The sequence below is a fragment of the Methylobacterium sp. BE186 genome, from assembly GCF_031457035.1.
Classification (GTDB): domain Bacteria; phylum Pseudomonadota; class Alphaproteobacteria; order Rhizobiales; family Beijerinckiaceae; genus Methylobacterium; species Methylobacterium segetis.
In genome coordinates this window covers 1-14193 of sequence record NZ_JAVDVV010000034.1, presented here as the reverse complement: position 1 = coordinate 14193, position 14193 = coordinate 1, and the positions used below count along the sequence as shown (strand labels likewise).

Annotated in this window: 3 protein-coding genes; all 3 read left to right on the top strand. The window is 70.8% G+C overall.

Annotation, left to right across the window (positions count from 1 at the left end; all coding sequences use genetic code 11):
• Positions 1 to 46 precede the first annotated feature (46 nt).
• Positions 47 to 2458: a caspase family protein gene (locus J2X36_RS24000; RefSeq protein ID WP_310354431.1), complete on the top strand. Its 2412-nt coding sequence runs from the start codon at positions 47 to 49 to the stop codon at positions 2456 to 2458.
• Positions 2459 to 2622: 164 nt separating this feature from the next.
• On the top strand, positions 2623 to 3225 hold the full coding sequence (locus J2X36_RS23995) for an invasion associated locus B family protein (protein WP_310354429.1): 603 nt from the start codon (positions 2623 to 2625) through the stop codon (positions 3223 to 3225).
• Positions 3226 to 3935: 710 nt separating this feature from the next.
• Positions 3936 to 14193 (top strand): autotransporter-associated beta strand repeat-containing protein (locus J2X36_RS23990; protein WP_310354428.1); only part of this gene is annotated, 10258 nt, incomplete at its 3' end.

Below are 14193 nucleotides of genomic sequence, written 5' to 3'. Positions count from 1 at the left end.
GACCGTGCCGGATCGGATCCACCAGCCGGGCGGGGCGGGCTAGGCCGTGCGCGCGCTCCTCGCCCTCATCCTCGGTCTCGCGCTGACGCTCGCGGCGGAGTGCGCGCTCGCGGCGGAGCGCCGCGTCGCGCTGGTGATCGGCAACGCCGCCTACCAGAAGTTTCCCTCGCTGCCGAACCCCCGCAACGACGCGGACGACGTGACGGCCGCGCTGAAGCGGGCGGGCTTCGAGGTGTTCGGCGGCACCGACCTGCGGCGGGAGACGATCCGCGATCATCTGCGCCAGTTCGCCCGCGCCGCCCAGGGCGCGGACGCCGCGCTCGCCTATTACGCGGGCCACGGTCTCCAGTACAAAGGCCGCAACTACATCGTTCCCGTGGATGCCAAGCTGCAGGACGAGTTCGACCTGGAATACGAGACCGTCCGCATCGACGACGTGGTCGGCGAGCTGAACCGGGCGGACGGCGCCCGCATCCTCATCCTCGACGCCTGCCGCAACCTGCCGCTCAAGGAGAAGAGCGACCGCAACCCCTTCACGGAGACCGGCCTCGCCAAGATCAGCGGTCGCGGCCTCGTGGTCGCCTACGCGACGCAGGCGAACGCGCTGGCCTTCGACGGCGTCGGCCGCAACAGCATCTTCACGGACGCCTTCCTGAAGGCGATCGACGAGCCGGGCCTCGACCTGCCGCAATTCTTCCAGCGGGTGAGCATCGCGGTGGACCGGCAGAGCGGCGGGCGGCAGACGCCCGAATTGTCGCTCTCCTATCCCGGACAGTTCTACTTCAATCGCAGCGAGACCGACCGCGACGCCTGGCGCAAGATCCGGGACAGCAACGACCCGGCCGCGTTCCGCGGCTTCGTGCAGAAATATCCGCAGAGCGACCTCGCCGACGCGGCCAATGCGCGGCTGGCCAAGCTCGACGATTGGAGCGCCCTGAAGGAGCAGCAGGCCCGCCGCGCGGACGCGGCCCGGCGCCGCCGGGAGGAGCAGGAGCGCGCGGACGAGGAGGCGCGGGCCCGGAAGGTCGCGGAGGAGAAGGCCGCCGAGGAGCGGGCGGCGGAGGCCAGACGCGTCGCGGAGGAGCTGCGCCAGCGCAGGCTCGCGGAGGAGCGGGAGGCGGAAGCGCGCCGGGTCGCCGACCTCGCCCGCGCCGCCGAGGAGGCGCGCCAGAGGAAGCTCTCGGAGCAGCGCGAGGCCGAGGCCCGCCGCGCCGCGGAGCAGGCGCGCCTCGCCGAGGAGGCGCGGCAGAAGAAGCTCGCCGAGGAACGGGCCGCCGAGGCCCGGCGTGTCGCCGAGGAGACCCGTCTCGCCGAGGAGGCGCAGCGCCGGAAGCTCGCGGAGGAGCGGGCGGCCGAGGAACGCCGCAACGCCGCGGAGAAGCGGATCGCTGAGGAGCACCGGCTGGCGGAGGAGCGCCGGCTGGTTGAGGAGCGCAGGGCCGCCGAGGAGCGGCGCCAGGCGGAGGCGGCGGCCGACGAGAAGAGCCGCCGGAAGCGCGCGGACGAGCAGGCCGCGGAAGCGCGTCGCGTCGCCGAACGGGCCGCCGAGGAGGCGCGTCAGCAGCGTCTTGCCGAGGAGCGGGCCGAGGCTGCCCGCCGGGTCGAGGAAGCCCGCGTGGCGGAGGAGGCGCGGCTCGCCGATCAGGCCCGCTTGGCCGAGCAGGCCCGCCTCGCCGAGGCCGCGAGCCGGTCCCGCGAGGAGCACCGGGCGGCGGAGCCCGTCACCGATTCCGCGGTGGCCCTCGCCCCGGGCGCTGCGCCCGAGCCGGACCGCCCGATCGGCCGCCTCGCCTCCCTCGATGCGCCGGGCGCGGCGCCGGAGGCTTCGGGCGGCCCGTCGCGCCCCGCGCTCGGCGAGTCCCGGATGGCCTACAACGATCCGCAGGCCGCTCTGCCCTCGGTGAAGCCCGCCGAGCCGTTCCCGAGCGAGGCGATCCTGCGCGACCGGCTGCACCGCGACGCCGAGGCCGAACTCGGCCGGATCGGCTGCGCCGTCGAGGGCGCGGACACGGATTGGAACGATGCCTCCCGGCGCGCGCTCGCCCGCTATGCCAAGCAGGCGAAGCTGAAGCCCGTGCCGACGGAGCCGAACGCCGCCCTCTTGGAGGAGATGCGCAGGCGCCCGGAGCATTTCTGCCCGATCGAGTGCGGCGCGGGGCAGAAGGCGGAGGGCGACCAATGCGTCGCCGTGGCCAAGCCGGAGAAGGCGAAGCCCGAGCCGGAGCCGAAGCCGGTGGCCCGCAAGCCGAAGCCCGAGCCTGAGCCGAAGCCCGTCGCGCGCAAGCCGAAGCCCGAGCCGAAGCCGGTGGTGCAGGAGCGGCCGAAGCCGGCGCGGGAGATCGCCCAGCCGAAGCCCCGGCCGGCGCCCGTCGCCGCCCCGCGCCCGGCGCCGCCCCAGGCCCCGGTCTCGACGGCCGCCCGGCCGATGCAACGACCGCTGATGGGCGTCGGATTCTGATCCGCCGCGGCCGAAAGGCGGCCTCAAGTGTCTCCCGCTTGCGTCAGGCCGTGGCAAACCAGTTTTCGCGCGTGCGGAAGGGGCGGCGCCCGGTGTCGGATCCCCCGATCGTGGTCTAGAGACGGCGCTTGGTCAGATCATCGCCCCCACGGAGACCTCGGCGAATGCGACGCGCACGTATCGATCGGTGGAAACATCAACATTCGCTGGCCGCGCTGCTGCTCGGCACCGTTCTTCTGGCCGGCCCCGCCGCCGCGCAGCAGGGGGGCGCCGCCAAGGCCGCGCCGCAGCCCGCAGCCCCGGCCGTCCCCACCGAGCCCGGCCTCACCACCGCGACCTTCGGCGACTGGGTCCTGCGCTGCCAGCGCACGGCGGAGGCCGAGAAATCCCGCAAGGTCTGCGAGATCGCGCAGTCGATGCAGGTGCAGGGCCAGTCCGCGCCGATCGCCCAGGTCGCGATCGGCCGCGTCGCGCCGGGCGACCCGCTCACCATGACGGCGATCCTGCCGAACAACGTCTCCTTCCCGAGCAGCGTCCGCGCGACGCTGGACGAGAAGGACAGCCAGGGCTTCGACCTGCCCTGGCGGCGCTGCCTACCGGGCCGCTGCGTCGCCGACGCGACGGTCCGCGACGACACGCTGAAGCGCTGGCGCTCGGCCCCCGAGGCGGGCCGGATCACGTTCAAGGACGCGGGCAACCACGACGTCGCGATCCCGCTCTCCTTCCGCGGCCTCGCGCAGGCGCTGGACGCGCTGGCGCGCGAGTAGCGCGCCTCTCCGGCGCATCGACCCTCCGCGACACCCGCCGAGCGGCGGACGAGGTTGCGCGCCGCGGCGTTTCAGTAACGCCGCGGCCTCATCCCTGCCGACGGCCAGTATTCGGATCGCATGCTTCGGTCGATCTCGCGCGGTGCCCGGGTTTGCGATCGCTCGCCGAGCTCCCCACACCCGGCGCGATACGTTGCTTCGATTTTGTTACGTTGAATACTTAAGTAGATTGAATTCCTGCTTTCTTCATCAAATCTGTTGCCGGGCTGCTACACTCATCCGGATTCGAATGTTGTGATCGCTGGATTCAATCCGAATATGACCGAAAGCCGGACTCTGATATAACAGCCCATCTATCTGAAAGATTGGACGTTTCGGCCATTTTTCCGGCGGCTTTCCGGGCGAATTTCAATCACAGATTGCCTGTTGAAGGTTCAGAGCTGTTGTTGCCGCCTTATTCTCCGGGACCTAATCAGTCTTGCCGGCCTCCGGGTTTGAAAAAAGGAGGCGGCCGCGCTTCGTGCGCGGATGCAGTCGGGGGATTTATGATCGTGGCCAGCCGTACTGATCGTCCGCAGGTTCGTCCTGCGCTGCGCCCCCTGCGGCGCGCGCTCGATGCGTCCACGGCGCTCGTCGGGATCATTGTTCAGCCCTTGCAGGGACCGACCGTCCTTCACGCCGCCGCGTCGCCCGGGATGCTCCGCGCGCGGATGGCCCGCCTCCTGACGCTGGCCGTCGAGGCGCCCGGCTCGCTTCTCGCCCGGCTGGGCGCCCTGGCCCCGCCGCGCAGAAGCGGGGTGCGGCCGGCGGCGCGGATCGGGCGCAGGAAGTGGCAGCGTGTACTGCTCGCGACCGCGGCCTTGATCGGCGGCGCGTCGGGCGCCGCGGCCCAGAGCATCTCCTGGTCAGGCAATGCGGGCAACGACTGGAACGAGCCCCTCAATTGGAACGGTGGCACCGTGCCGGATACGGCCGGCGAGCGGGCGATCTTCGGATCGGCCGCCAGCCGGAGTCCGTTCTTCACCCAGGCCACGACCGTCGGCGGCATCACCTTCGACGCCGGGGGAAGCCAGTACTTCATCTCGAACAACGGTTTCGCCGTCACGTTCACGTCGGACATCGTCAGCAATTCCGGCGAGCAGTTCATCTACTCCAACAAGGGTGGCGTTGACGTCGCCTTCTCGGCCAATGCCGGCAACATCACGCTGGTCTCGACCAGTACGCCTGCCGGCACCAGTGTCGTCGGGACGCCCGGCGGTGGCTTCCGGTTCGACACGAACGGGCAGGCCGGGCAGGCGCAGATCCGTTTCGCTGAAGGCGGTCCCCTGACCGTCAACACTGGCGCGAGTACGACGCTGAATGTCGGGTCGCTCGCGGGCTCCGGAACCGTCCGGTTCGAATCGGGCAACCAGACCTTGTCTGTCGGCGGCTTGAATCTCAGCACCGTCTATTCCGGCGTGATCGGCACCGGCGCCGGGACGGCCACGGCCGGGCTGACCAAGGTCGGCTCCGGTACCCTGGTTCTGACCGGCGACAACATCTATGGCGGCGGTACCACCGTCTCGGGCGGCACGCTGCAGGTCGGCGGCACGGTGGGTGGGACGGTCGGGGGCGCCACGGGCTCGCTCACCGCGGGCTCGAACGTCAGCGTGGCGAGCGGCGCTACCCTGGCGCTCGCCCGCACCGGTACGCTCGCCTTCGGCAACAACGTGTCTGGCGCGGGCGCGGTGACCGTACGCGGCGGCACGGCCATGGGCGACCTGATCACTCTGTCCGGTGCTCTGACGCAGACCGGCGGATTCACCGTCGCCAATGCGGCGAACGTGGCGCTGAGCGGTCGGATCGACCCGGTCACCGGTAACGCCGTCACGATCGCCGTCACGGGCGGCACCTTCACGAACCAGAACGGTGGCCTGATCAGTTCGGTTGACGGGCGGGGCGTCAGCCTCGGAGCCGGCGGCACGATCGACAACCAGCTCGGCGGCACGATCCGTCACACCGGTACAGCGGACAACGGTGTCGGCAACGACGCCGCGGTCTACTCCATCGGCAACCTGACGCTGACCAACGGCGGCTTCATCACCACGACGAGCACCGGAGCGAGCGACGGCGTGACCGTGCTCGGAACCGCCACCATCACCAATACCGGGACGCGCAACGCCGGCACCCTGACCGGGGGCCTCATCCAGGCGGCGAATGCCAGCGGCATCGCGATCACCGGGGCGGGCAGCAGCGTCACCAACAGCGGCGTGATCCAGGGCGGCACCAGCCCGAGCTTCGGATACGGCGTCGCCTTCGTCGGCGGGACGATCACCAACCAGGGCGGCGGCGTGATCACCGGAAACCAGGGCGGTGTCAGCGCATCGAGCGGGACGGCGACCGTCGACAACAACGCGGGTGCGGGAATCTCCGGCGCCACGGGCGTCCGCACGACGGGCGCGGGCACGGCGCTGGCCGTCACGAACGCCGGCAACCTCGTCGGCACGTCGAACGCCATCAACGCAGGCGGCACCGGTGCGGCGACGATCACCAACCTCGGCACGATTGGCACCGGCACGCTCTCGGCCGACGGACAGACCTACACGAGCAGCGGCACCGGTACCGCGATCGTCCTGTCCAACGGCGGCACGATCACCAATGGCTCGGCCGCGTTCAGCGCCGCGCAGAACGCGGCTTCGGTGATCAATGGCGCGACGGCGATCGACGTTTCCTCTGCCAATGCCGCGACCATTGCTCTGAATGCCGGTTCCGCCACGAACGGCGTGATCGCGTCATCGGGGGCGGGCGCACGGACGGTGACGGTCGCCGGCGCGCTGAACGGCGACTTCAACGGCGGCACCGGCACCGGCGTCGTCAACTTCACCCTCGGCGCCGCCGGCGCCATGCAGCGCGCAACCTTCGGCGATGCGAACGACACCTTCACTTATCAGGGCGGCACCGTCGGCGGCGTGGTCGATGCGGGCACTGGCACCGATGCGTTCGTCAGCGCGCTCGGCGCTGGTGGCATGGCGACGCTCAACCAAGCCAATTTGACGAATTTCGAGAGCTATGCGCAGCAATCGGGCACGCTGACGCTGACCGGCATCAACCCGTCTAACGTCCGCTGGGACATTCAGGGCGGGGCGCTCAACGTGGCGGGCACGCTCTCGACTTCCGGCGTGGCCGTTTCAGCCTCCGACGGGACGATCCTGCGGGTCGCTCCGGGCGGCCTCATCACCAACACGTCCGGCATCACGATCAACGGCAGCGGCGCCTTCACGATCGTGAATGCCGGCACGATCCGCAACACCGGCGACGGCTCCGACGTGATCAACACCGGCGCCCGGGTGACGCTCCTGAACACGGGAGCGGTCACGAACACCGCATTCGTCGCCGTCGGCGCCAACGGCGCGGGCAGCCGTATCGTCAATGCGCAGGGCGGAAGCCTGACCGGCGGCTCCAGTACGCAATATGGCACCGGCGCCAATCTCGGTGCCGGCGGAACGATCGATAATTACGGTACGATCTCGGGCGGCGCCACGCTGGCGGGCGGCGGTGGCACGCTCAGCGGCAGCACCGGCATCACGGCCAATCTCTACGCCGGCTCCAGCACCGGCACGGTGCTGCTCGGCGCCGGTTCGACGCTGTCGCTCTACACGGGCACCGGCACGACCAACGTGGCGGGGGTCACGACCACCGATCCGGTGACCGGCGCGACCGTCATCCTGCAGAACGCCGGCGCGAATCCGGCGGCCACGGTGGGCGCGATCTCGCTCGGTGCTGGCGGCGTCATCGCCCTGCGTGGAACCGGCGACAACACCTCCGGCAAGGGCGCGGCGGGCGCGCTGAACATGTCGGCAGTGGCGAGCGCCACGACGCTCAACAAGCAGGATACCGGCACCTTCGTGCTGACGGGCGGCTACGGCGGCGCGCTCACCACCAACGTTCTCGCCGGCCGGTTGATCGAGCGGGTCACCGGCGGCGTCACCAGCACCGTGTTCGGCACCGGCACGGTCGACATCGCCTCGGGCGCCGTGGTCGAGCTCAACGGCGGGTTCCTTCAGGGCGTCAACACCTTCACCGGCGCGGGCCGGATCGAGAAGACCGGCGCGGGCGAGGTCCGGTTCGGCAGCTTGGCGGGTCAGACGATCATCCGGCAGTCGGTCGGTGGCGTGATCGATGTGCAGGACGGCCTGCTCCGCGGCAGCAGCAGCGGCAACGGCATCTGGACCAACAACCAAGGCAGCCTGAACATCGCCACGGGCGCCACCTTCGACGGCATCGAGGGGGCCATCTTCGTCGACGGGCTGACCGGCAACGGCACCTTGCAGGGCGGCTTCGGCGGCGTCGCGCGCACCACGACGATCGGCACCGGCAACAGCGACGCCTCGTTCGGCGGCATCATCCAGAACGCGCCGCTCGCCTCCCGCTCAAGCGACGACAATCAGGTCGGCGTCCTGGCATTGACCAAGCTCGGAACCGGCACGCAGACGCTCTCCGGCACGAGCACCTACTCGGGCGCCACCACGATCAGCGGGGGCACGCTGCGGGGCGGAGCCCCCAACAGCTTCAGCGCGAATAGCGCCGTGACGGTGAACACCAACGGGACGCTCGATCTGGGCGGGTTCAACGAGGCGATCGGATCGCTCGCGGGCGCGGGCACGGTGACCAACTCGGGCGCCGCCGCCACGCTGAGCACCGGCGGCTTGAATCAGTCGCCGACCTTCTCCGGCATCATCCGGAACGGCGCCGGCACCACCGCGCTGACGAAGACCGGGGTTGGCACGCTGACGCTGACGGGCGCCAACACCTACACGGGCGCGACCACGATCTCGGGCGGCACCCTCCAGATCGGCGACGGCACGGCCGGTGGCGATGCCGGCCGGATCGGCCAGAACGCGGCCGGCACCGTGTTCAGCACCGTCGCGACGACGGGCGGGACCCTCGCCTTCAACCGGACCAATGCGGCCAATTACACCTTCGGCGGCACGATCACCGGTTCGGGCATCGTCAACCAGATCGGCACCGGCACCACGACGCTGACGGGCACGAACAGCGCCGGCAGCCAGTTCACGGGCACCGCCAACGTCACCGCCGGCACGCTCGCCGTGAACGGCGTGTTTGGCGACACCGTCGGCCGCACCGCCATCATCAACGTCAACACGGCCGGCACCCTGCATGGCTCGGGCACCATCGCCGGGTCAGTGGTCGTCGGAAGCGGCGGCATCGTCTCGGCCGGCAACTCGCCCGGCACCATGAACGTTGCCGGCAACTACACGCTCCGCGCCGATTCGACCTCGCTGTTCGAGATGGGCTCGTCGGGCGTGGTCGGCGGCCCGAACGGCGCCTCGACCAGCAACGACCTGATCAATGTCGGCGGCAACCTCACGCTCGCCGGCACGCTGCAACTCGTCAACACCGCCAGCCCCGCCACGCCCATCGTCACGGGCTATTACCGGCTGTTCAACTACAACCAGAACAATGCCGGCGGCACCCTCACCGGTGCCTTCGACACCGTCACGGTGGCCAGCGGCTCGAGCGCGGAGGTCTACGCGACGATCCCGAATCAAGTGAACGTGCTGGTGCGCAACGGCACCCAGGTCACGCAATTCTGGGACGGCGGCGACGCCACCGGCGGGACCACCGGTGACGGGGGCGGCACCGGCACCTGGAACGCGACCAACACCAACTGGACGACGCTGCCGGGCGGGCAGATCAACGACCAGTGGCGCTCGGGCGTCGGCATCTTCGGCGGCACGGCCGGCACCGTCACCGTGGCGGGCACGCAGAGCGTTGAGGGCCTGCAATTCGGCACGACCGGCTATCAGGTCGCCGGCGGCTCGCTCAACCTGACGGGCAACCCCTTCAACGCTTCGGACCCCAACAGCTTCATCACCGTCGACGCGGGCGTGAGCACGACCATCGCCAGCACGTTGGTGGGCTCCGCGACGGTGGGGCTGACCAAGCTCGGGGACGGCACGCTGGTTCTCACCGGCAACAACGGCTACAGCGGCGGCACCGTCTTCTCCGGCGGCACGCTCAACGTCGGCAGCGCCAACGCGATCGGCACGACCGGTCCGCTCGCCTTCACGGGCGGCACGCTGCAATACAGCGCGGACAACACCACCGACTATTCCGCCCGCTTCTCGACGGCGGCCAACCAAGCCTACCGGATCGACACGAACGGGCAGGCCGTCACCTACGCCACCGGCCTGACCTCGCCGGGGGGCAGCCTCACCAAGCTCGGGGCGGGCACGCTGACGCTGACCGGCGCCAGCACCTACACCGGCGCGACCACGATCTCGGCCGGCACGCTTCGGATCGGCAATGGCGGCACCACCGGCTCGCTCGCCGCGGCCTCGCCCGTGAGCGTTGCGGGCGGCGCCACCCTGGAGCTCAACCGCTCCGGCACGCTCGCCTTCGGCAACGCCGTCTCGGGCGCTGGCGCGCTCACCGTGCGCGGCGCAACCGGCGCCAACGACCTGATCACGCTGTCGGGCGCGCTGCGGCAGACCGGCGGATTCACCGTCGCGGACGCCTCGAACGTGACGCTCAGCGGCAGCTACGTCGCCGCCGTCGCAGGCGACGGCATCCTCCTGAACGGCGGCCGGTTCACCAACCAGGGCACCGTGACCGTCACCGGCGGCCCGGGTTCCAACGCCATCCTGACCAGCACGAATGTGGCCACGACGGTCGTCAACGCCGCGGGAGCGAGGATCGAGGGTCTCGGCAGCGCCGTCATCCAGAACACCAGCGGAGTCGCAGGGGCGCTCACGGTCGACAATGCCGGCCTGATCAAGGGCGACAATTTCGATGGCGTGACCCAGCACGGCACGGGCGCGCTCACCGTCACGAATGCCGGCACTGGCGTCATCTACGGGCAGAACGCCCTCAATTCCGGCAACGGCTACGGCGTCGGCAGCGACGGCGGCGGCGTGCTGACCCTGACCAACGCCGCGGGCGGCAAGATCGTCGGCCAGTACGGCGCGGTGGGCTCGAACGCGGGCGACCGGATCACCAACGCGGGCACGATCGCCTCGGGCTCCTTCGATGAAGCGACCGGCGTGGTCACGCCGGGCGGCGTCGCGGGCATCCAGCTCAGGGCCGGCGGCGCGGTGACCAACCAGGCCGGCGGCGTGATCCGGAGCGCGCTCGGCGGCGTCCAGGTCACCAGCGGCACGCTGACGGTCGACAATGCGGGAACGATCGCGGGCGGCACGAACGGCATTCAGTCGGTCGGGACGGGGATCGCCACGACTCTCGTCAACCGCGCGGGTGGATCGGTGACGGGTGGCGGTGCCGGCCTCTATGCCGGCACCGGCGCCAACCAGGGGAACACGATCAGCCTCGTCAATGCCGGCTCGATCTCCGCGACGAGCGGCGTCGGCGTGGGCGGCGCCGGAGGCTCGGGCCTGTTCACCATCGTCAACGCCAACGGCGCGACGATCCAGGGCGGCGGCAACAATGCCTTCGCGCAGGGCATCCAGCTCAACGGGGCCGCCGGTTCGACGGTCGACAATTACGGGACGATCGCGGCCGGCTCCGGCACGCCGAACGCCATCAACAGCACGAACAACGCCTCAACGATCAACCTCTACGCCGGGTCGACGGTGACGGGCGGCATCGCGCTGGGCGGCGGCAACGACACCGTCGCGCTCTACACCGGCACGGGCACGGCCAACACCAACGCGGTGACTTTGGCCGACCCGGTCCTCGGCGGGGCGAACACGATCACCCTGCGCGCGGCCGGAACCTTCGGCGCGGCGAGCTTCGGCGCGATCAGCCTCGGCGGTGGCAGCAACACGCTGTCCCTGCGCGGCACCGGTGACGGCACGGCGGCCAACGGCGTGGCCGGCACGCTGGCTCTCGGGACGGTGAGCGGCGCGGGCACGTTCAACAAGCTCGACACCGGCACCTGGACGCTCACCGGGCAGACGGTGGCGCCGCTTGCCGGCATGACGGCCAACGTGAATGGCGGCACGCTCGCCATCAACGGCGTGTTCGGCGACACGGCGACGAACAGTGCCACCGTCACCGTCAACACCGGCGGCACCCTGCACGGCTCGGGCACCGTTGCCGGCTCGGTCGTCGTCAACAACGGCGGCACCGTCTCGGCCGGCAACTCGCCCGGCACGCTCACGGTCGCCGGCAACTACACCCTCAACGCCGGATCGACCTCGCTGTTCGAGCTCGGCGCCAGTGGTGTCGTCGGCGGCGCCAGCAACGACCTCATCAACGTGGGCGGCAACCTCACCCTCGGCGGCACCCTCACCCTCGTCGATACCAGCACGCCGGCCAACCCCCTCGTCTCCGGCTCCTACCGCCTGTTCAACTACGCGCAGGTCAATCCGGCCGGCACGGTGAGCGGCAGCTTCGCCACGGTGAACGCAGCCGCGGGCTCGACGGCCCTCGTCTACACGACCATCCCGACCCAGGTGAACGTGCTCCTCAGCAATGGCGGCCAGTCCGTGCAGTTCTGGGACGGCGCCGACACCACCGGCGCGGCCGCCGGCGGCCAGGGCGGCACCGGCACCTGGAACGCGACCAACACCAACTGGACGACGCTGCCGGGCGGGCAGATCAACGACCAGTGGCGCTCGGGCGTCGGCATCTTCGGCGGCACGGCCGGCACCGTCACCGTGGCGGGCACGCAGAACGTCCAGGGCCTGCAATTCACCGTCGACGGCTACAGGCTGACCGGCGGCACGATCAACCTCGCCGGCGATCCCGTCTCGACGCCGACCCAGAGCTTCATCAACGTCGATGGCGGCGTGAGCACCCGGATCGAGACGCAGCTCGGCGGCACCGCCGCGACGATCGGCCTGCGCAAGATCGGGGCGGGCACGCTCGTGCTCGCGGGCAACAACACCTTCACCGGGCAGACCCGCATCAGCGCCGGCACGCTCGAGGTGCAGGGCGGGCAAGCCATCGCCAATCAGAGCGCCGTCCTGCTCGACAACGTCGCCGGCGCGCGTCTGCTCGTCACGAATTCCGAGACGATCGGCTCGCTGGCCGGGGGCGGCGCGGCGGGCGGCACGGTGGCGATCGCGGCCGGTCAGGTCCTGACCACCGGCGCCGACAATTCCAGCACCACCTTCGCCGGCGTCATCGGCGGCGCGGGCGGCCTCGCCAAGACCGGCACCGGCACCTTCACCCTCAGCGCCGCCAACACCTTCACCGGCGGCACCCTCAACCAAGCCGGCACCCTCGTCCTGGCCGCGGGCGCAAGCCTCGCCTCGGGCGTCACCAACAATGCGGGCGCGACCTTCCTCAACAACGGCACGGTGAACGCCGACCACGCCAACGCCGGCACCTCGACCAACAATGGCGCCATCAACGGCAACGTCGGCAACACCGGCACCTTCACCAACACCGGCAGCGTGGCCGGGCGGCTCACCAATGCCGGCGGCGCCACCAACAATGGCGCCCTCAACGGCGGCGTGACGAACACCGGCACCTTCGCCAACACCGCTGCCGGCACCGTCGCCGGCGGCCTGATCAACAATGCCGGCACCACCACGAACGACGGCCTGATCGTCGGCGGCGCCACGGTCGCGGCCGGCAGCACCCTGACCACCACCAGCCGCATCGACGGCGGCATCAGCAATGCCGGCACCGTCAACGCCCGCGGCCAGGCCAACGGCAGCTTCGCCAATACCGGCACCCTCACCCTCACCGGCGGGCTCACCGGCCTCACCCGGCTCACCAACGACGGCACCGTCGATCTGGGCACCAACAGCCTGACGATCGGCTCGCTCGCCGGCAGCACCGCCGCGGCCGTGATCCGCAACGGCGGAACCCTGAGCACCGGCGGCGACGGCACGAGCTCGGACTATGCCGGCCAGATCGCCGGCGGCGGCACCGCCCTGACGAAGCAGGGCGCCGGCACCTTCACGCTGTCGGGCAACAACACCTACGGCGGCGCCACGCAGATCCAGGCCGGCACGCTCGCGGTCTCGGCAACCGGCCTCATCAACGGCTCGTCGGCGATCCTCAACGACGCCGGCTTCCAGATCGCGGCCGGCGGCCAGGTGACCACCGCGACCCTGACCAACAACGCCAGCCTCACCAGCGCCGGGGCGCTCACCGCCTCCAGCGCCATCACCAACAACGGCCGCTTCACGGTCTCGGACGGCACGCTCAACACGCCGAGCCTGACCAACGCCGCCGCCGCGACGCTCACCCAGACCGGCGGCACGATCGGCGCCGGGACCTTCACCAACGCGGCCACCGCCACCTTCACGCAGAGCGCCGGCGCGCTGAACACCGCGACCACGGTGAACAACGGCAACTTCACCGCGGCCGGCCCGGTCGCGGCGACGACCTCCTTCACCAACAACGCGGCGCTCACGGCCACGGGCACGCTGACCACGCCGACCTTCGTCAACACCGGCACCGTCACCGGCCTGCTCACCCTCGCGGGCGTGGCGCAGATCACCAACACCGCCGGCGCCGTCCTGCGCGACGGCGTCAGCCTGCGCACGGCGGCGGGGGGCGCCACCCTCGACAATGCCGGCACGATCGGCTCCGGCGGCCTCGTCATCGACGTCGCCGCGGGCAGCCTCACCGCCAACAACACCTCGGGCCGGACCTTCAACGGCTACGTCTCCTCCGCGGCGGGCACGACGGCGACCTTCAACAACACCGCGACCGGGCGCTGGACCTACCAGGGCACCGGCAACCTCCTGGGCACCGACACGATCAACAATGCCGGCCTGTTCGAGGTGAGCGCGGCCGGTGGCACGCTGAACGGGCTCGAGGCGTTCAACAACCAGGCCGGCGGCTCGGTGCTGCTCAACGCCAGCCTCGGCGGCCCGATCAGCAGCTTCAACAACGCCGGGACGGTGGGCATCCCGGGCACGGGCGGCTTCAACGGCTCGCTCGGGGCCTCCAGCTTCAACAACCTGGGGACGGGCCGGATCAGCCTTCAGAACGGGCTGACCACGGACCGGCTGGCGCTGACGGGAAGCTATGCCGGCAGCGCCGGCT

Excerpts from the sequence above, each read along its gene's own strand:
- J2X36_RS23995 (WP_310354429.1), top strand. The coding sequence starts at position 2,623 with ATGCGACGCGCACGTATCGATCGGTGGAAACATCAACATTCGCTGGCC.